We start from the raw sequence: 18900 nt of genomic DNA, 5'->3' as shown, positions 1-18900 counted from the left end.
CGCATTTTAGCAGAGCCCATGCTTATCGGTAAGCTGCGATTGTCAGTGCATTTCAAATCGCTGCGATAGATTTAGCCGCGTTCCGGCTGAAAGCGCACCACGAACCCCTTGAGGTTCTGCTGGCGGTTAAGCAAGTCACGCAGACGATCGGCCTCGGCACGCTCGATCAGCGGCCCGACAAACACGCGATTTTTGCCGTCGGCGGTGCGGATGTAGGCGTTGTAACCCTGGCTGCGCAGGGTTTTCTGCAGTTTTTCCGCGCTTTCACGGTTGGCCAGGCTGGCCAGTTGCACCGACCAGCTCACCGAGAGGCCATTGGCGTCGACGCGGCTTTGAGTGGTGTCAGGCTTGCCCGGTGCGGCGCTGATCGGCTGGGACGGCGCAGTCGCCGGCTTAGCAGCCAATGCCGGGACCGGTGCCGGAGCAGGCGGCGGCGTGACCGGTTTTGCCGTTGGCGCCGCAGCGACCGGTGCAGCCGGAGCAGCCGGGGCTTCCTGCTGGGCAATTTCGTCGTCGCTCGGCACAGGCTCTTGCGGCAAGGCTTGCGGCTCAGGCACCACCACCGGCTCCACCTGAACCTGTGGCAACGCCGGCGCTTGAGGGGCAGCCGGGGCTTCGACCGCTACCTGGCGTTGCTCGTCCTGGCGCGAGAACAGCATCGGCAGGAAAATCACGGCCAGCGCGACGAGTACGAGCGCGCCAACCATGCGCTGTTTGTAGGCCTTATCCAGCAATGCCATTTGCCGCTTCCTCCGTGGAGCGCCGAGCCAGCCATTCAAGGGCCTCGGCGACACAATAAAATGATCCGAACAACAGTATTTCATCGTCGCTCGTTGCCAGCGCGCACTGCCCTTCCAGGGCGGCGGCCACGCTGTCATAGGATGCTACCGAAGCGCCACGCTTGTGCAACGCATCTTGCAGATCGGCCACCGGCCGCGCCCGTGGCGAATCCAGCGGAGCGACAGCCCAGTGCTCGACACTAGCATTCAATTCGCCAATTACACCATCCAGATCCTTGTCGGCCAGCAATCCGAATACCGCCAGACGCTTGCCGAGCGGTGGACGACTGGCCAGACGCCGGGCCAGATACTCAGCCGCATGGGGGTTATGCCCCACATCCAGCAACAGATCAAGACGCTTGCCCTGCCAGTCGAACTGCCGGCGATCGAGACGACCGACCACCCGCGTCGCTTGCAACGCTTGAATAATCTGCGCGTCCACCCAAGGCAGACCCAGCAGCAGATAGGCCTGCAGGGCGAGCGCGGCATTTTCCATCGGCAGATCGAGCAAGGGCAGATCGTGCAATTCGACTACACCGCCCTGAGCGTCAAGACCGCGCCATTGCCAGTTGTGATCAGTGACCCCAAGGTCGAAATCGCGCCCACGCAGGAAAAACGGGCAATTGAGCTCGAGCGCTTTGTCCAGCAGGGGTTGTGGGGGATTGAGGTCGCCACAGAGCGCAGGCGCGCCCTGGCGAAAAATTCCGGCCTTCTCGAAGGCCACGGATTCGCGGGTATCACCCAGGTAATCCGCATGATCGACGCCGATACTGGTGACCAGCGCCAGGTCGGCGTCGACCACGTTGACCGTGTCCAGACGCCCGCCCAGACCGACTTCCAGCACCACGGCATCGAGCCCTGACTGTTGAAACAGCCAGAACGCCGCCAGGGTGCCCATTTCGAAGTAGGTCAGGGACGTGTCACCGCGCCCCGCCTCCACCGCAGCGAAGGCCTGGCACAGCGCGGCGTCGGTGGCTTCGACGCCATTGACCTGCACCCGCTCGTTATAGCGCAGCAGGTGCGGTGAATTGTAGACACCGACTTTCAGGCCCTGGGCGCGCAGCAATGAAGCCACGAACGCACAGGTGGAGCCCTTGCCGTTGGTGCCGGTGACCGTGATCACCCGTGGCGCCGGCTTGCCCAGTCCCATGCGGGACGCTACCTGTTGCGAGCGCTCAAGGCCCATGTCGATGGCCGAAGGGTGCAACTGCTCAAGGTAGGCGAGCCACTCGCCAAGGGTACGTTCGGTCATAGGTTGGCAGGTACCGGTGGAACCACGATCGGCTCGATTGGCGCGGCGACAAATTTCGGCGTCGGCAGGCCCATCATTTGCGCCAGCAGGTTGCCCAGACGCGGACGCAGCTCCTGACGGTGAATGATCATGTCGATCGCACCGTGCTCCAGCAGGAACTCGCTGCGCTGGAAGCCTTCCGGCAGTTTTTCGCGCACGGTCTGTTCGATAACACGCGGACCGGCAAAGCCGATCAGGGCTTTCGGCTCACCGACAATCACGTCGCCGAGCATCGCCAGACTGGCGGAAACACCACCGTAGACCGGGTCGGTCAGTACGGAGATAAACGGAATGCCTTCTTCACGCAGACGCGCCAGCACCGCGGAGGTCTTGGCCATCTGCATCAGGGAAATCAGCGCTTCCTGCATCCGCGCACCACCGGAGGCGGAGAAGCAGATCATCGGGCAGCGTTTTTCCAGCGCGTAGTTGGCGGCGCGCACGAAGCGCTCACCAACGATGGCGCCCATCGAACCACCCATGAAGGAGAATTCAAAGGCCGATACAACAACCGGCATGCCCAGCAGCGTACCGCTCATGGAGATCAGTGCGTCTTTTTCGCCGGTCTGCTTTTGCGCAGCGGTCAGGCGATCCTTGTACTTCTTGCCGTCGCGGAATTTCAGACGGTCAACCGGCTCCAGGTCTGCACCCAGTTCGGTACGGCCTTCTACATCGAGGAAGATGTCGATACGGGCGCGAGCGCCGATACGCATGTGGTGGTTGCACTTGGGGCAAACGTCCAGGGTCTTTTCCAGCTCCGGACGATACAGCACAGCCTCGCAAGACGGGCACTTGTGCCAAAGACCTTCAGGCACCGAGCTCTTCTTGACCTCGGAACGCATGATCGAAGGGATCAGTTTGTCTACTAACCAGTTGCTCATGCTTTCTTTCTCCAGTACCGGCGGCCCGAACGCTCTGGTTCGCAGCCCCGCGTATGCCCTTGAGCTAAATTCATGTTGTGCGGCGATGATTCAGTGAATGGCCGGATCAGCGCAACGTGACCTGCGTACCACCCCATGACCCTCAGCCGTTTTGTACAGCGCAGTCCAGTGGACGGCGGCAGACTGCCAGCCGTCACATCAACGTAATGCCTGGATGAACGCGTGAATCTTTGCGTGATCCTTGATGCCCTTGCTCGCCTCTACCCCGCCGCTGACGTCCACGGCATAGGGCCGGACCCGTGCCACGGCCTCGGCGACGTTGTCCGGGGTCAGCCCCCCCGCCAAAACAATCGGTTTGCTCAAGCCTTGCGGTATCAATGACCAGTCAAAGGCTTCGCCGGTTCCCCCGGGAATGCCTTCGACATAGGCGTCAAGCAAAATGCCGCTTGCACCAGGATAGGCGTCGCAAGCCGCCGCAATGTCGTCGCCGGCCTTGACCCGCAACGCCTTGATGTACGGACGCTGCCAGGTTTCGCATTCCGCCGCTGATTCATCACCATGAAACTGCAACAGGTCCAATGGCACCGCATCGAGGATTTCAGTGAGTTCGGCACGACTGGCGTTGACGAACAACCCGACGGTCGTAACAAACGGCGGCAGCGCTTTGATGATCGAGCGCGCCTGCTGAAATGTCACAGCCCGCGGACTTTTCGCGTAAAACACAAACCCTATGGCGTCGGCCCCGGCATCGACCGCCGCCAGCGCATCTTCTATGCGGGTAATCCCGCAAATCTTGCTGCGAACGGCTGACATGTCGTTAAAACCCCACGGCAAATCGGGAAAGTCCCGGATGGTAACAAAAGCGTTCGAGGGCGTCAGCCGTCAAGTTCGGCGAACCCGGTAAGGAAATGCGGCCCAATGTAACGCTCGGGCAATTCGAACTCATCACGGTACTCGACCTGCACCAGATACAGGCCAAACGGATGCGCCGTCACCCCACCCGTACGACGAATGCGGCTCTCCAGTACCTCCTTCATCCATTCCACCGGACGTTCGCCGGCACCGATGGTCATCAGCACACCCGCAATGTTGCGCACCATATGGTGCAGGAAGGCGCTGGCGCGGATATCCAGCACGATCATCTTGCCGTGGCGCGTCACGCGCAGGTGATGCAGTTCCTTGATTGGCGACTTGGCCTGGCACTGACCGGCGCGGAAGGCGCTGAAATCGTGAGTGCCCACCAGGTACTGAGCTGCCTCGGCCATGCGCTCGACGTCCAGCGGACGGTGATTCCAGGTGATCTCTTCGTTGAGGTGCGCCGGACGGATCTGATCGTTGTAGATCACGTAGCGATAACGCCGGGCGATGGCTTTGAACCGCGCATGAAAGTGCGCCGGCATGACCTTGGCCCAGCTGACGCTGACGTCGTGCGGCAAGTTGATGTTGGCGCCCATGACCCAGGCCTTCATCGAACGCTCAACCTGGGTATCAAAGTGCACCACCTGCCCGCAGGCATGCACACCGGCATCGGTACGCCCGGCGCACAGCAGTGAAACCGGTGAGTCAGCGACTTTGGACAAGGCGTTTTCGAGGGTTTCCTGCACGGTGAGCACACCGGAGGCTTGACGCTGCCAGCCGCGATAACGCGAGCCTTTGTATTCAACGCCCAGTGCGATCCGGAAAAAGCCATCGGCCGCCATTTCAGCCGCCGGGTTATCTATATTTGCCAAGGAGGGACAGCCTGCTGAAGTACGCAAAGGCTGGCATTATAAGGCGCTCGGACGGGGATGCCAGTGAGATCTCCATTGACTGTTACGACCCCATCGCTGGCAAGCCAGCTCCCACAGGTTTTCCGGGCGACATAAATCATTGTAGGAGCTGGCTTGCCAGCGATCAGGCACCTACATTCAGCCTCAACTGCAGCCACAAGCAAAAACGGCAGCCTCATCGGGCTGCCGTTTCATTTACTACGTTTGACTCACGCCAGACGAGAAAGCATCTCCTTGGCTTCACTCTTCTGACCGTCATCACCCTCGGTCACCACCTCATTGAGGATGTCCCGGGCGCCATCGTTGTCGCCCATGTCGATGTAGGCCTGAGCCAAATCGAGCTTGGTCGCGACTTCATCGGTACCGGACAGGAAATCGAAGTCCGGCTCGTCGTCCACGGTGGCCAAAGCATCATCCACGGTGAAGGTTGGCTCGCTGAGGCTTTGGGACAGGCGATCCAGCTCGGCGTTGACGTCGTCCAGTTCGGCGGCGAATGCATCCGGAGCGGTCGAATCGTCCATCTCATCGGCCAGCGACAGGTCGAAATCGGCCGGCAGCTCCAGATCGTCCAGCGGTGCTTCTGCCACTGTCGGCGCTTCGGTCGACGGCAGATCCTTCACGCCATCGTCCAGATCCAGCAGGAAATCGTCTTCCGCAAGAAGGGCTGGAGACGGCTCGCCGCCCAGATCCATGTCCAGGTCGAAATCCGACAGGTCATCAAGGTTCTCTTTGATTTCCGTCTGCTGCTGCAGTACCGACTCGAAGCTCAGGTCGTCGTCCAGCGGGAAGTCTTCCAGCTCGTCGAGGGTCGCGATCGGCTCCGGCTCTGCCACAGGCGTTGCTGCAGCGGCGGCCGGGGTAATGTTATCGAGGTCATCGAGACTCAGGTCGAACGCACTGTCGAGACCGTCGTCGACCGGCGCTGGAGCAGGTGCTTCAGCGACCGGTGTGACGTTTTCCAGATCGTCGAGGCTGAGATCGAAAGCGCTGTCGAAGTCATCGTCAACCGGCGTTGGTTCAGGTGCTTGCGGCTCGTCCAGCAACAGATCCTTGACGTACTGGGCGTCCAGCTCGGCAGCGGCAGCTGCTGCGGCGATACCGCCTGCGGCAACCAGCGCCATGGCCGGGAAACGGCTTTTCAGGTTAGCGACCTGGGCGAAGTTGTCGCCGTTGGCCACCAGTTGACGCTCCTGAGCCACGAACGCATCGCGGTCGCCCTGCAGGCCGTAGACTTCCATCAGCTTGAGGCGCAGATCACTGCGCTGCGGCTCTTGCTTGACGCCGTCTTCCAGCAACGCAGCCGCCTGATTGAGACGACCCGCGGCGATATGCGACCGGGCCTGACCCAACACATCGTCGGAGCGCTCGGCGGCTGGCGCCACCAGTGGCGCAGCAATTGGCGGCGTGACTACCACCGGAGCTATCACCGGAGCCGGGGTTGGCGCGGGTGCCGGGGCATTCGCCAGCTTCACGCTTGGCGGTGGAACCTCCAGACCTTCGAAGCTGCTTTCCGGCAGGTCGAGGTCAGCGGAGAACTCCTGCTCTTCGGACAGGGCGCGAGCCATGCGCAGATGCTTCTCGGCTTCCTGCTGAGCTTTGCGGCGACGGGCCAGCAACAACAGCAAGAGCAACACAACCACTGCCCCGCCGCCGGCCAGACCCAGCAACCATGGATTGGTCAGCAGTTCGTTGAATGTCTGCTCGTCGGACGCCGCAGGTGCCGGCTCAACCGGTTGCTCGCTTGGAGCCGGTGCAGCCTCGGGGGCTGGTGCTGGAGCCGCTTCGGCAGGCGTTGCCGCCGGGTCTGCCGCCAGTTCCGCCGTAATGGCAGGTGCAGCTGCTGCAGCCGGTGCACCCGCGGCGCCTTCGGCTTGCAACTTGGCCAGTTGATTGTTTTTCAGTTCGATCAGGCGTTGCAGCTTGTCCATCTGGCTTTGCAGATCGGCCACGCGGCTTTTCAGTTCGGCGTTGTCACGACGGGTCGTGTCGAGGCTTTCCTGGGTGACCGCCAATTTGTTGCCCAAGGCCTTGGCATCGCCAGCCGGACCTTTGCCGGCAGCCTTGCCGGTTTCAGCAGAAACCAGGCTCAGGTTGTCGCGGCCGGCTTGAGTCGATACCGCCTCTCCACGGCCACGGTTGGTGGCATCGAGTTGCTGCTGCCCGGTTGCCGGCTTCGCGACATAGCGACGACCCTGGCGCCAGGCGGTGTTCTGCGCAGCCACTTCGGCAATAGCCTTGGGTTGCGCCAAGCTGGTGCTTTGCGCCTGGTCCGGCAGACGCAACACCTGGCCGGTTTTGAGGCGGTTGATGTTGCCGTCGATAAAGGCATCCGGGGTCAACGCCTGGATGGCCAGCATGGTTTGTTGAATCGAACCGCCATTACGCGCCTTCGCAGCGATTTCCCACAGGGTATCGCGCGACGTGGTGGTGTATTGGGACGGTTTGCTCGCCGCCGTGACCGGCGTGGTGCCCGTCGGTGCCGGTTGCGCAGCCGCTTCAGCGGTTTGCGGCGAGAATTTGGACGGATCGAGCAGCACGCTGTAATCGCGCAGCAGGCGACCGTTGGGCCACATGACCTGAACCAGGAATTTCACCATCGGTTCGGAGAGTGGCTTGCTGGAAGTCACACGCAGGATGCTTTTGCCGCTGGCGTTCAGCACCGGAGTAAACGTCAGGTCGTTGAGGAACGCCTGGCGGTCGACACCGGCCTTGGCGAAATCTTCAGGTGAAGCCAGGCTCGGCACCACTTCGGCAGCGGTGAGTTCCTTGACGTCCAGCAACTCGATTTCCGCCACCAACGGCTGGTTCAGCGTCGATTTCAGGGTCAGCTCCCCGAGACCGAGGGCATGCGCCATACCGGAGGACAGCGCCGAGGCGGCCGCTATTGCTAACACCAGTTTGCGAACTTGAACCATAGCTCATCCTTAGTTTGAACATTCCTCGGCCAGCGAGAAGGTGTTGATAGTCGCTGCCGTAAGGCATTGCGCGCGGCGGCGAAGGGTCGTCGCGCGCGATTGTTTCGTGCATGCCCCGGAAAGCCCCGCAGGGTGGCTGACCTTCAGCATTCCGGCAAGCATAGCGCTCACCCGGAATCATTCGAAAATTGTTGCCAAGTATCTTTTACAGCAGGTGTTTTATCAACAATTCGGCCAGCTGCACAGCATTGAGCGCGGCCCCTTTGCGTACGTTATCTGACGTCAGCCACAAATTAAGTTCCGACAGGTCGTCGATACCGTGGCGAACCCGACCAACGTAGACCACATCCTGCCCTACCGCGTCACCGACCGGTGTCGGGTAATCACCCGCCTCGACCAGTTCGATGCCCGGTGCGTCTTCCAGCGCAGCGTTGACTTTCGCCAGGTCGATGTCGCTCGCGGACTGCAGGGTCACGTTAAAGCTATCGCCAAAAAACACCGGGGCTTGAATGCAAGTGACAGATATTTTCAGTGAAGGCAGCGCCACCACCTGACGCAGTTCGCGGACCAGGCGCTTTTCCAGCAGCGTATGGCCCTGTTCGTCCGGCTTGCCGACCTGCGCCAGCAAGTTGAAAGCCATCTGCCGATCAAAGAATTTGGGTTCCAGCGGGCGCACGTTGAGCAGTTCGGCGGTCTGCCGCGCCAACTCACTCACGGCTTCACGGCCCTGAGCGGAGACCGCCAGGCTCGCGGTCAGGTTGATGCGCTGCAAGTCGAGCAAGCCCAGCAACGGCGCAAGCACCACCGCCAAGGTGGTGGCCGATGGGCTCGGGCTGCTGACCTGGAACGGTTTTTTCAATCCGGCCAGCACATGAGCATTGGCTTCCGGAACCACTTGCGGCGCCTGGTCGGCCGGCAAGGCGCCGGACAGATCCACAATCGAGCAACCGGCAGCCGTGGCGCGAGAAGCGAAACTCAAGGTTGCTGCCGGGCCTGCGACAAAGAACACCAGCTGCGCTTTGCTGAAATCGAACTCATCGACTTCGCGCACTCGCACGTTTTTGCCGCGAAACGGCACCGAACTGCCGGCGGATTCACTGCTGGCCAGCAGGTGCAGGTTGCCGACCGGGAAGTCACGTTCTTCGAGGATCTGCACCAGCGTTTCGCCGACAGTACCGGTGGCGCCGATCACGGCAATATCAATGGACTGGCTCATGGTTCTACCTCTGGCGAAACGGGGGGAGCGGCACTTTACCGGGTGAGTGCCACACAGGCAATTCGACGGGGCTCGTACCGGCCCCATCGCTGGCAAGCCAGCTCCTACAGGTTTCGTGGTGTACCCAAAATTTGTGCGTGATACCACTCACTGTAGGAGCTGGCTTGCCAGCGATGGGGCCAGACCAGGCAACCGAGAAACTTCAGGGATAAAAAAACCCGCACCTCTTTCAAGGCGCGGGTTCTTTCATTGCGTCAGTCGATCAACGCTCAAGCAGGATCCGCAGCATGCGACGCAGCGGTTCGGCTGCGCCCCACAGCAACTGGTCGCCGACGGTGAACGCGCCGACGAACTGCGAGCCCATGTTCAGCTTGCGCAGACGGCCAACCGGGATGTTCAGGGTGCCGGTGACCTTGTTCGGGCTCAGCTCCTGAATGCTGGTTTCGCGGTTGTTCGGTACCAGCTTGACCCAAGGGTTGTGCTGGCTGATCAGCCCTTCGATATCGGCGATCGGCACGTCTTTGTTCAGCTTGATGGTCAGCGCCTGGCTGTGGCAACGCATGGCGCCGATGCGCACGCAGATGCCATCGACCGGGATCGGGCTCTTGAAGCGACCGAGGATCTTGTTGGTCTCGGCCTGGGCCTTCCACTCTTCGCGGCTCTGGCCGTTTGGCAGTTCCTTGTCGATCCACGGGATCAGGCTGCCGGCCAGCGGTACACCGAAGTTTTCGGTCGGGTACGCGTCGCTGCGCATGGCTTCGGCCACACGACGGTCGATGTCGAGGATCGCGCTGGCCGGGTCGGCCAGTTGATCGGCAACAGCGGCGTGGGTGGCGCCCATCTGCTTGATCAGTTCACGCATGTTCTGCGCGCCGGCACCGGAGGCCGCCTGATACGTCATGGCGCTCATCCACTCCACCAGACCGGCTTCGAACAGACCGCCCAGGCCCATCAGCATCAGGCTGACGGTGCAGTTGCCGCCGATGTAGTTCTTGGTGCCCGCGTCCAGTTGCTGGTCGATCACCTTGCGGTTGACCGGATCCAGGACGATGACCGCGTCATCCTGCATGCGCAGGCTGGAAGCGGCGTCGATCCAGTAACCCTGCCAGCCGGCTTCGCGCAGTTTCGGGAAGACTTCGCTGGTGTAGTCGCCACCCTGGCAGGTCAGAATCACGTCGAGGGTTTTCAGCTCTTCAATGCTGTAAGCGTCCTTGAGCGGAGCAATGTCCTTGCCCACGGACGGGCCTTGGCCACCGACATTGGAAGTGGTGAAAAACACCGGCTCGATAAGATCGAAATCCTGCTCTTCCAGCATCCGCTGCATGAGCACGGAACCGACCATACCGCGCCAACCGATCAGACCTACACGTTTCATCGCAACTACACCTTCTTGAAATGTGGGCCGCTGCTTTCGGGGGTGAAATGGGCAGCGGGCCCGAGAGATTACAGATTCCGCAGCGCGGCGACTACTGCGTCACCCATTTCCTGCGTACCCACTTTAGTGCAACCGGCCGACCAGATGTCGCCCGTGCGCAAGCCCTGATCCAGCACCAGGCTGACGGCTTTCTCGATGGCATCGGCCGCGGCCTGCTGGTTGAAGCTGTAACGCAGCATCATCGAGACCGACAAAATGGTCGCCAACGGGTTGGCAATGCCTTGGCCTGCGATGTCCGGTGCCGAACCGTGGCACGGCTCATACATGCCCTTGTTGTTGGTGTCCAGGGACGCCGACGGCAGCATGCCGATGGAACCGGTGAGCATCGACGCCTGGTCGGACAGGATATCGCCGAACATGTTGTCGGTGACGATCACGTCGAACTGCTTCGGTGCACGCACCAGCTGCATGGCGGCGTTGTCGACGTACATGTGGCTCAGTTCGACTTCAGGGTAATCCTTGGCCACTTCCTCGACAATTTCACGCCACAGCTGGCTGGAGGCCAATACGTTGGCCTTGTCCACCGAGCACAGCTTCTTGCCACGGACCATGGCCATGTCGAAACCGACGCGGGCAATGCGGCGGATTTCGCTTTCGCTGTACGGCAGGGTGTCGTAGGACTGACGCTCGCCGTTTTCCAGGGTACGGGTGCCACGTGGCGCGCCGAAGTAGATACCGCCGGTCAGCTCGCGAACGATCAGGATGTCCAGGCCGGAGACGATTTCCGGCTTCAGGCTGGAGGCTTCGGCCAGTTGCGGGTACAGGATCGCCGGACGCAGGTTGCCGAACAGACCCAGCTGCGCGCGGATTTTCAGCAGGCCGCGCTCAGGGCGGATGTCACGCTCGATGGTGTCCCATTTCGGGCCGCCAACGGCACCCAGCAGCACCGCATCGGCTGCGCGGGCACGTTCCAGGGTTTCGTCGGCCAGCGGCACGCCGTGCTTGTCGATGGCCGCGCCACCAATCACGTCGTGGCTCAGCTCGAAGCCCAGGTCGAACTTGTTGCTGGCCAATTCCAGCACCTTGACCGCTTCGGCCATGATTTCCGGGCCAATACCGTCACCTGGGAGAATCAGAATCTGCTTGCTCATGCTTTCCTCATGTCATCAGTCGGTGCGCCCTTGGGCGCCCCCGGAAAAATTCTATCGATCTGTACCTATCTTTCTGCAAACAGTACCAACACATCGGTGCTGAACGAACCGTCGGCCTCAATCTCAAAATATTCGCGCACTTCGTTGCCCATCGACTGCTGCAATTCACGGATGGCGGCGCGCATCACTTCTGGTGTGCGCATGCGCTCGACCCAGCTGTTGTATTCCAGACGCAACCGCTGCCGCGTGGTGCTGCGGGTATGCAACCCCGCCTCGCTGACCTGACGCAACCACTCGCCGGCGGAATAATCGCGCACATGGCTGGTGTCGCGCAGCACCTCGACGCTTTGCAGGTAAGTGTCGAACAACGGGCTACCCGGTGACAACACGTCGATGAACGCCGCCACACCACCCGGTTTCAATACCCGACGCACTTCCCGCAAGGCCAGGCCAAGATCGCTCCAGTGATGCGTCGAATAACGGCTGAACACGAAGTCGAACTCGCCATCGGCGAACGGCAGGCGTTCGGCGGCACCGTTGACCGTGGACACGTTGCTCAAGCCACGGTCGGCAGCAGCGGCCGTCACCACGTCGAGCATTTGCTGCGACAGGTCATAGGCCACTACGTCATTCACCAGCGAGGCTACGTGAAAACTCACGTGGCCGGCGCCGCAACCCAAATCCAGAACCCGGGCATCGCCCTGCCCCGCCAGTTCGGCCTGTAGCAGCGCGAATTCAGTGCCTTGAGCGTGTACGGCGCTGCTCAGGTAGGCAGAAGCCTGTTCACCGAATTGCTTCTGCACTACTTGGCTGTGCTGGGCGGTGCGGGTCATGGTCATTTCCTTATTCAGGGTTCAGTCTTGTGGTGCCTGTCCTGGCCCTATCGCTGGCAAGCCAGCTCCTACAGTGATTTGCGGCGCTCACAAAACCTGTGGGAGCTGGCTTGCCAGCGATGAGGCCAGCACTGACTACCGAAAATCAAGCGTCGCGAAACAACCAAGGCTGGCTCGCCCGGTGCTTGCCTTCAAACGCGGCAATCGCTTCATGGTCCTGCAACGTCAGGCCGATATCGTCCAGGCCGTTGAGCAGGCAGTGTTTGCGGAACGCGTCGATTTCGAAGCTCAACACCTTGCCATCCGGACGGGTCACGGTCTGGGCTTGCAGATCGATCTGCAACTGGTAGCCCGGATTGGCCTCGACTTGCTGGAACAGCTCGTCAACTTCGGCGTCGCTCAAGATGATCGGCAGCAAGCCGTTCTTGAAGCTGTTGTTGAAGAAGATGTCGGCGTAGCTCGGCGCGATGATGCTGCGGAAACCGTATTCTTCCAGCGCCCACGGCGCGTGTTCACGGCTGGAGCCGCAACCGAAGTTCTCGCGGGCCAGCAACACGCTGGCGCCTTGGTAACGCTCGGCATTGAGCACGAAGTCCTTATTCAGCGGACGCTTGGAGTTGTCCTGATACGGCTGACCCACATCCAGGTAACGCCACTCGTCGAACAGGTTCGGGCCGAAACCGGTGCGCTTGATCGACTTCAAGAACTGCTTCGGAATGATCTGGTCGGTGTCGACGTTGGCACGATCCAAAGGCGCGACAAGTCCAGTGTGCTGGGTAAAAGCTTTCATGCTGTGCTCCTTAGATCAATTCACGGACGTCGACGAAACGACCGTTCACAGCGGCGGCGGCGGCCATGGCCGGGCTGACCAGGTGAGTACGACCACCCGCGCCCTGACGGCCTTCGAAGTTTCGGTTGGACGTCGAGGCGCAATGCTCGCCAGACTCCAAACGGTCCGGGTTCATCGCCAGGCACATCGAGCAACCCGGCTCGCGCCATTCGAAACCGGCTTCGAGGAAAATCTTGTCCAGGCCTTCCGACTCAGCCTGAGCCTTCACCAGGCCCGAGCCCGGCACCACAATCGCCTGTTTGATGGTCGAGGCCACTTTGCGGCCCTTGGCGATCACGGCTGCTGCACGCAAATCTTCAATGCGCGAGTTGGTGCAGGAACCGATGAATACGCGGTCGAGCTGGATGTCGGTGATCGCCTGATTGGCGGTCAAACCCATGTACTTCAACGCGCGTTCGATGGAACCGCGCTTGACCAGGTCCGTTTCCTTTGCTGGGTCCGGCACGTTCTGATCCACAGCCAACACCATCTCGGGCGAGGTGCCCCAGCTGACTTGCGGCTTGATCTGGGTCGCGTCGAGCTCGACGATGGTGTCGAACCTGGCGTCTTTATCAGACACCAGGTCTTTCCACGCTTCGACAGCCAGGTCCCACTCCGCGCCTTTCGGAGCGAATGGACGGCCCTTCACGTAGGCCACGGTTTTCTCGTCAGCCGCGACCAGACCAACGCGGGCACCAGCCTCGATGGACATGTTGCAGATGGTCATGCGGCCTTCAACGGACAGGTCGCGAATCGCGCTGCCGGCGAATTCGATGGCGTGGCCGTTACCGCCGGCGGTGCCGATCTTGCCGATCACGGCGAGGACGATGTCCTTGGCGGTCACGCCGAACGGCAATTGGCCTTCGACCAAGACCAGCATGTTCTTCATTTTCTTGGCGACCAGGCACTGGGTGGCGAGCACGTGCTCGACCTCGGAGGTGCCGATACCGTGAGCCAAAGCGCCGAATGCACCGTGGGTCGAGGTATGGGAGTCGCCGCAAACCACGGTCATGCCTGGCAAGGTAGCGCCCTGCTCCGGGCCGATGACGTGGACGATGCCTTGGCGGACGTCGTTCATCTTGAACTCGACGATGCCGTACTCATCGCAGTTGTCGTCGAGGGTCTGAACCTGCAAACGCGAGACCTGGTCGGCAATGGCTTCGATGCCGCCCTTGCGCTCCGGGGTGGTCGGTACGTTGTGGTCCGGGGTCGCGATGTTGGCATCGATACGCCAAGGCTTGCGCCCGGCCAGACGCAGACCTTCGAAGGCTTGCGGCGAGGTCACTTCGTGAATGATGTGACGATCGATGTAGATCAGCGCGGAGCCATCGTCGCGCTGCTTGACCAAATGCGAATCCCAGAGCTTGTCGTAGAGCGTTTTGCCGGCCATCAGACGGTTCCTCATCAGCTTGTTTCTATGCCCCGGGCTTTGAAGTTTTCAATAACCCTTTGGCTTGTGAGGCTGATCCTATGGGGTTACATTAAATAACTCAAATTCATATTTTTTATGCTTTGGATAACCAACTGGAATGCGACCATGGACCTGGCCAACCTGAATGCCTTTATTGCCATCGCCGAGACCGGAAGCTTCTCTGGCGCGGGCGAGCGGCTGCACCTGACACAACCGGCCATCAGCAAACGCATCGCCGGGCTGGAGCAGCAATTGAAGGTGCGACTGTTCGATCGACTGGGCCGCGAGGTCGGGTTGACCGAGGCCGGTCGCGCCCTGCTGCCACGGGCTTACCAGATTTTGAACGTCCTCGATGATACGCGCCGTGCGCTGACCAATCTCACGGGCGAGGTGACCGGTCGTCTGACCCTGGCCACCAGTCACCACATCGGCCTGCACCGCTTGCCGCCCTTATTAAGGGAGTTCACCCGACGCTATCCCGAAGTGGCACTGGACATTCAGTTTCTCGATTCGGAAGTGGCCTACGAGGAAATCCTCCATGGCCGCGCCGAACTGGCGGTCATTACCCTGGCGCCGGAGCCCCACGGACTGGTCAAGGCCACACCGGTCTGGGACGATCCGCTGGATTTCGTGGTAGCCCCGGAGCATTCGCTGCTCAGCAACAGCGCGGTCAACCTGGCGGATATCGCCCGGCACCCGGCGGTTTTCCCCGGCGGGAACACGTTCACCCACCATATCGTCCAGCGTCTGTTCGAAGCCCAGGGCCTGACGCCGAACATCGCCATGAGCACCAACTACCTGGAAACCATCAAGATGATGGTCTCGATCGGCCTGGCCTGGAGCGTGTTGCCACGGACCATGCTTGACGATCAAGTTGCGCGAATACCTTTGCCGGGCATACAACTCTCTCGCCAGCTAGGCTATATCCTGCACACAGAACGGACGTTGTCGAATGCGGCACGGGCCTTCATGGCCCTGCTGGATGCTCAAATCGATCTGCCAGGGACTCAAGGCTGACTTGTGCTACGCCTATAGAGCCGCGAAATCCTGTGCCCAATGCTCAATTCAGTCTAAGGCCTGCCAATGCCGAAATCTGTTGACCGTGTTCCGCCGATGCCGCGTATCCAGGCACTTGACCCCAAAAGCTCCGAGCAGAGCTGGGAAAGTGCTCCGCAATTGCTGGCTGCCCTGAACGGTGCGCGTTTGGGTGCGTGGTATTGGGATATCGAACGGGGGCAAATCAGTTGGTCGCGGGGCACGCAGGCGCTGTTCGGGTACGATCCCCGAGTACCGCTGCCGGAAGATCTCGAATACCTCGATCTGCTGCCGCCCGAGGACCGGGCGAAAACCGTACGCGCCTTCCACGCGGTGATTGCCGGCGCACCGCTGGAACAGGCGATGCACCACCGCATTCGCTGGCCCGACGGCAGCCTGCATTGGCTGGAGATCAACGGCAGCCTGTTGCCGGACAAACACGGCCGGCCGCGAATGATCGGCGTGATCCGCGAGATCACCCATCAGCGCCAGCGCGAGCAGGCGCTGAGCAGTTCGGAAAAGCGTTTCGCCACGCTGTTTCACCTGTGCCCGAACATGGTCCTGCTGACCCGTCAGGAAGACGGCCTGATCACCGAGGCCAACCAGTATTTTGAAAGCCTGTTCGGCTGGCCGGTGCAAGACGCCATCGGCCGCACCACCCTGGAACTCGGCCTGTGGGTGCACCCCGAGCAACGGGCGGTGTTGGTCAAGGCCACCAAGGCCAAAGGCGAGTTGACCAGCATGGAGGTGCAATTTCGCGCCAGCAACGGGCAAATCCACGATGGCATCCTCAGCGCGCAAAAGGTCGAGCTCGAGGGCCAGCCCTATCTGCTGAGCACGTTCCTCGACACCACCGACCGCAAAATCGCCGAGCATGCCTTGAAGGACAGCCAGGAACGCCTCGACCTGGCGCTGGACTCTGCGCAACTGGGCACCTGGGACTGGCACATTCCCAGCGGCATGCTCTACGGCTCGGCCCGCGCCGCGCAGTTGCACGGTCTGGAAGCCAAGCCGTTCCATGAGTCCTTCGACGAGTTTTTCGAAGGCGTGCCCGGCGAAGAGCGCGACACCATGCGCGACGCCTATCGCAGCCTGCGCGAAGGCCCCGCCGGCAACTATCAGCTGACCTACCGCGTGCAACTGCCCGATGGCAGCTCGCGCTACCTGGAAAGCCGCGCCCGCCTCTACCGCGATGAAAACGGCCTGCCGCTGCGCATGGCCGGCACCTTGCTCGACATCACCGATCAGGTCGAACGCGAGCAACGATTGGTGGCCTCCGAAGAGAAATTCGCCACGCTGTTCCAGGTCAGTCCGGACCCGATCTGCGTGACCCGCCAGGACACCGGCCAGTTCATCGAGATCAATTCCAGCTTCACCCAGACCTTCGGCTGGACCACCGCCGATGTGATTGGTCGCAGCGCCGATGAAATCGGTCTGTGGGACGCCTCGGCAAAAAGTTTGCAGCGGATCGAGCAGGTGATTCGCGAACAAGGCCTGAATAACGTGGCGATTGTCGTCCAGCACAAGAACGGGCAATCCCTGACCTGCGTGATTTCAAGCCGGCAGATCAGCGTCGGCGACCAGCCGTGCATCGTCACCACCCTGCGCGACATCACCCAGCAACAACGCTCGGAAGCGGCGCTCAAGGCCAGCGAAGAGAAATTCGCCAAGGCGTTTCACTCCAGCCCCGATGCCATCACCATCACCGAACGCGATACCGGGCGCTATCTGGAGGTCAACGACGGTTTCTGCCGCTTGACCGGTTACCGTGCCGACGAAGTGATTGGCCGCACGGTGTATCAAGTGGGGATCTGGGCCGAAGAAAAACAACGCTCGGCGTTGCTGGCCGAGTTGCAGATCAAGGGTCGGGTTCATCACCAGGAAATGCTCGGCCGTAACAAGCGTGGCGAGTTGCTCACCGTCGAGGTCTCGGTGGAGCCGATCACCCTCAACGAAACCGCGTGCCTGCTGCTGACCGCGCGGGACGTCAGCCTGCTGAAAAACGCCGAGGCGCAGATCCGCCACCTGGCTTACCACGATCCGCTGACCAACCTGCCCAACCGCGCCCTGTTGATGGATCGGCTCAGCCAACAGATTGCCCTGCTCAAACGCCACAATTTACGTGGCGCGCTGATGTTCCTCGACCTCGACCATTTCAAGCACATCAACGACTCCCTCGGCCATCCGGTGGGCGATACGGTGCTGAAGATCATCACCGCTCGCCTGGAGGCCAGCGTGCGCATGGAGGACACCGTCGCGCGTTTGGGCGGCGATGAATTCGTGGTGCTGCTCAGCGGGCTTGAGGGCACGCGCAATGACGTCAGCGCCCAGGTCCGGCAGTTGGCCGACACTTTGCGCGAATTGTTGTCGGAGCCGATGTTCCTCGACGGCCAGCGCCTGCAAGTGACGCCGAGCATCGGCATCGCGCTGATTCCCGATCACGGCTCAACGCCTACCGACCTGCTCAAACGTGCCGACATTGCCCTGTATCGCGCCAAGGATTCGGGGCGCAATACCGCGCAGATGTACCACAACACCATGCAGAAGGCCGCGAGTGAACGCCTGCGCATGGAAACCGACCTGCGCCTGGCGCTGTCCCGTGGCGAATTCCGTGTGCATTACCAACCGCAGCTCGATGCTCGCGACAACCGCATCGTCGGCGCCGAAGCCCTGGTGCGCTGGAACCATCCGGAACTCGGCGCGCAGTCCCCCACCGAGTTCATCAAGGTGCTGGAAGACAGCGGTTTGATCCTGGAGGTCGGCACCTGGATTCTCGACGAAGCCTGCAAGGCCTGTCGGCAAATGGTGTCCAACGACCTGGTGGACCCACTCGATTTCAGTCTGTGCGTGAATATCAGCCCACGGCAGTTTCGCCAGACCGACTTCGTCGAGCGCGTCGAAGAAAGCCTTGCTCGCTACGGCCTGCCCTGCTCGCTGCTCAAGCTGGAAATCACCGAAGGCATCGTCATCCAGAACCTGGAAGACACCATCGGCAAAATGCGTCGCCTGAAAAAACTCGGCGTCAGTTTCGCCATGGACGACTTCGGCACCGGCTATTCATCGCTGACCTACCTCAAGCGCCTGCCGGTCGACACGTTGAAAATCGACCAGTCGTTCATCCGCGACGCCACCACCGACCCCAATGACGCCGAGATCATCCGCGCCATCGTTGCCATGGCCCGCAGCCTGGAGTTGAAAGTGATTGCCGAGGGCGTGGAAACCGCTGAGCAACTGGAGTTCCTGCAGGGGCTGGGCTGCCATTTTTATCAGGGGTATTTGCATAGCCAGCCATTGCCGGTGGAGGAGTTTCAGAAACTGCTCCGGTGACATCAACCCCTTCTAGGAGCTGGCTTGCCAGCGAAGAGGCCGACACAGTCAACATTGATGGTTGCAGACCCACCGCCATCGCTGGCAAGCC

The 18900-nt window shown here is 61.1% G+C and carries 14 protein-coding genes; 2 read left to right on the top strand and 12 right to left on the bottom strand.

Annotated elements, in window-relative coordinates; translation table 11 throughout:
* Positions 1–71: 71 nt before the first annotated feature.
* From M5G20_RS01245 to leuC, 12 genes are all read right to left on the bottom strand, one after another.
* On the bottom strand, positions 72–740 hold the full coding sequence (locus M5G20_RS01245; protein WP_273917533.1) for an SPOR domain-containing protein: 669 nt from the start codon (positions 738–740) through the stop codon (positions 72–74).
* Positions 724–2031 (bottom strand): bifunctional tetrahydrofolate synthase/dihydrofolate synthase, encoded by a 1308-nt coding sequence (gene folC, locus M5G20_RS01240; RefSeq protein WP_273917532.1) that lies wholly within the window; start codon positions 2029–2031, stop codon positions 724–726. Before folC ends, M5G20_RS01245 begins: the two co-directional genes overlap by 17 nt.
* Entirely contained in the window at positions 2028–2948 is a 921-nt protein-coding gene (gene accD, locus M5G20_RS01235) for an acetyl-CoA carboxylase, carboxyltransferase subunit beta (protein WP_075945892.1), read from the bottom strand. Before accD ends, folC begins: the two co-directional genes overlap by 4 nt.
* Before the next feature lie 198 nt (positions 2949–3146).
* A complete protein-coding gene (locus M5G20_RS01230; RefSeq protein ID WP_273917531.1) occupies positions 3147–3761 on the bottom strand; it encodes a phosphoribosylanthranilate isomerase in 615 nt (204 codons plus the stop codon).
* A gap of 62 nt (positions 3762–3823) precedes the next feature.
* Entirely contained in the window at positions 3824–4648 is an 825-nt protein-coding gene (truA, locus tag M5G20_RS01225; protein ID WP_075945894.1) for a tRNA pseudouridine(38-40) synthase TruA, read from the bottom strand.
* Between the two features lie 278 nt (positions 4649–4926).
* Positions 4927–7632 (bottom strand): FimV/HubP family polar landmark protein, encoded by a 2706-nt coding sequence (locus tag M5G20_RS01220; RefSeq protein ID WP_273917530.1) that lies wholly within the window; start codon positions 7630–7632, stop codon positions 4927–4929.
* A gap of 205 nt (positions 7633–7837) precedes the next feature.
* Positions 7838–8848, bottom strand: coding sequence for an aspartate-semialdehyde dehydrogenase (locus tag M5G20_RS01215; RefSeq protein WP_273917529.1), 1011 nt, complete (start codon positions 8846–8848; stop codon positions 7838–7840).
* Positions 8849–9110: 262 nt separating this feature from the next.
* The gene (asd, locus tag M5G20_RS01210) at positions 9111–10223 is read right to left on the bottom strand and encodes an aspartate-semialdehyde dehydrogenase (protein WP_057715575.1); all 1113 of its coding nucleotides are present in this window, start codon (positions 10221–10223) and stop codon (positions 9111–9113) included.
* A 68-nt stretch (positions 10224–10291) separates the two neighbouring features.
* A complete protein-coding gene (leuB, locus tag M5G20_RS01205) occupies positions 10292–11374 on the bottom strand; it encodes a 3-isopropylmalate dehydrogenase (RefSeq protein WP_273917528.1) in 1083 nt (360 codons plus the stop codon).
* A 65-nt stretch (positions 11375–11439) separates the two neighbouring features.
* The gene (locus tag M5G20_RS01200; RefSeq protein WP_273917527.1) at positions 11440–12207 is read right to left on the bottom strand and encodes a class I SAM-dependent methyltransferase; all 768 of its coding nucleotides are present in this window, start codon (positions 12205–12207) and stop codon (positions 11440–11442) included.
* 145 nt (positions 12208–12352) lie between these two features.
* Positions 12353–12997, bottom strand: a complete 645-nt coding sequence (gene leuD, locus M5G20_RS01195) for a 3-isopropylmalate dehydratase small subunit (RefSeq protein WP_273917526.1) — start codon at positions 12995–12997, stop codon at positions 12353–12355.
* Between the two features lie 10 nt (positions 12998–13007).
* Entirely contained in the window at positions 13008–14426 is a 1419-nt protein-coding gene (leuC, locus tag M5G20_RS01190; RefSeq protein ID WP_212625132.1) for a 3-isopropylmalate dehydratase large subunit, read from the bottom strand.
* Positions 14427–14573: 147 nt separating this feature from the next.
* On the opposite strand from leuC, the gene M5G20_RS01185 reads away from it, so the two are divergent.
* Together M5G20_RS01185 and M5G20_RS01180 are read left to right on the top strand one after the other, a co-directional pair.
* The gene (locus M5G20_RS01185) at positions 14574–15464 is read left to right on the top strand and encodes a LysR family transcriptional regulator (protein ID WP_150733376.1); all 891 of its coding nucleotides are present in this window, start codon (positions 14574–14576) and stop codon (positions 15462–15464) included.
* A gap of 66 nt (positions 15465–15530) precedes the next feature.
* Positions 15531–18809 (top strand): PAS domain S-box protein, encoded by a 3279-nt coding sequence (locus tag M5G20_RS01180; protein ID WP_273917525.1) that lies wholly within the window; start codon positions 15531–15533, stop codon positions 18807–18809.
* Positions 18810–18900: the final 91 nt, after the last annotated feature.

The organism is Pseudomonas sp. TNT2022 ID1044, from assembly GCF_028656895.1.
GTDB lineage: Bacteria > Pseudomonadota > Gammaproteobacteria > Pseudomonadales > Pseudomonadaceae > Aquipseudomonas > Aquipseudomonas reinekei.
Note: the sequence above shows the minus strand (reverse complement) of the source record. Positions and strands in the feature narration are given on the sequence as shown.

What these genes read in the sequence shown, in the direction of transcription:
- M5G20_RS01245 (WP_273917533.1), bottom strand. Translation starts at nt 740, where the DNA reads ATGGCATTGCTGGATAAGGCCTACAAACAGCGCATGGTTGGCGCGCTC.
- folC (WP_273917532.1), bottom strand. Translation starts at nt 2,031, where the DNA reads ATGACCGAACGTACCCTTGGCGAGTGGCTCGCCTACCTTGAGCAGTTG.
- accD (WP_075945892.1), bottom strand. Translation starts at nt 2,948, where the DNA reads ATGAGCAACTGGTTAGTAGACAAACTGATCCCTTCGATCATGCGTTCC.
- M5G20_RS01230 (WP_273917531.1), bottom strand. Translation starts at nt 3,761, where the DNA reads ATGTCAGCCGTTCGCAGCAAGATTTGCGGGATTACCCGCATAGAAGAT.
- truA (WP_075945894.1), bottom strand. Translation starts at nt 4,648, where the DNA reads ATGGCGGCCGATGGCTTTTTCCGGATCGCACTGGGCGTTGAATACAAA.
- M5G20_RS01220 (WP_273917530.1), bottom strand. Translation starts at nt 7,632, where the DNA reads ATGGTTCAAGTTCGCAAACTGGTGTTAGCAATAGCGGCCGCCTCGGCG.
- M5G20_RS01215 (WP_273917529.1), bottom strand. Translation starts at nt 8,848, where the DNA reads ATGAGCCAGTCCATTGATATTGCCGTGATCGGCGCCACCGGTACTGTC.
- asd (WP_057715575.1), bottom strand. Translation starts at nt 10,223, where the DNA reads ATGAAACGTGTAGGTCTGATCGGTTGGCGCGGTATGGTCGGTTCCGTG.
- leuB (WP_273917528.1), bottom strand. Translation starts at nt 11,374, where the DNA reads ATGAGCAAGCAGATTCTGATTCTCCCAGGTGACGGTATTGGCCCGGAA.
- M5G20_RS01200 (WP_273917527.1), bottom strand. Translation starts at nt 12,207, where the DNA reads ATGACCCGCACCGCCCAGCACAGCCAAGTAGTGCAGAAGCAATTCGGT.
- leuD (WP_273917526.1), bottom strand. Translation starts at nt 12,997, where the DNA reads ATGAAAGCTTTTACCCAGCACACTGGACTTGTCGCGCCTTTGGATCGT.
- leuC (WP_212625132.1), bottom strand. Translation starts at nt 14,426, where the DNA reads ATGGCCGGCAAAACGCTCTACGACAAGCTCTGGGATTCGCATTTGGTC.
- M5G20_RS01185 (WP_150733376.1), top strand. Translation starts at nt 14,574, where the DNA reads ATGGACCTGGCCAACCTGAATGCCTTTATTGCCATCGCCGAGACCGGA.
- M5G20_RS01180 (WP_273917525.1), top strand. Translation starts at nt 15,531, where the DNA reads ATGCCGAAATCTGTTGACCGTGTTCCGCCGATGCCGCGTATCCAGGCA.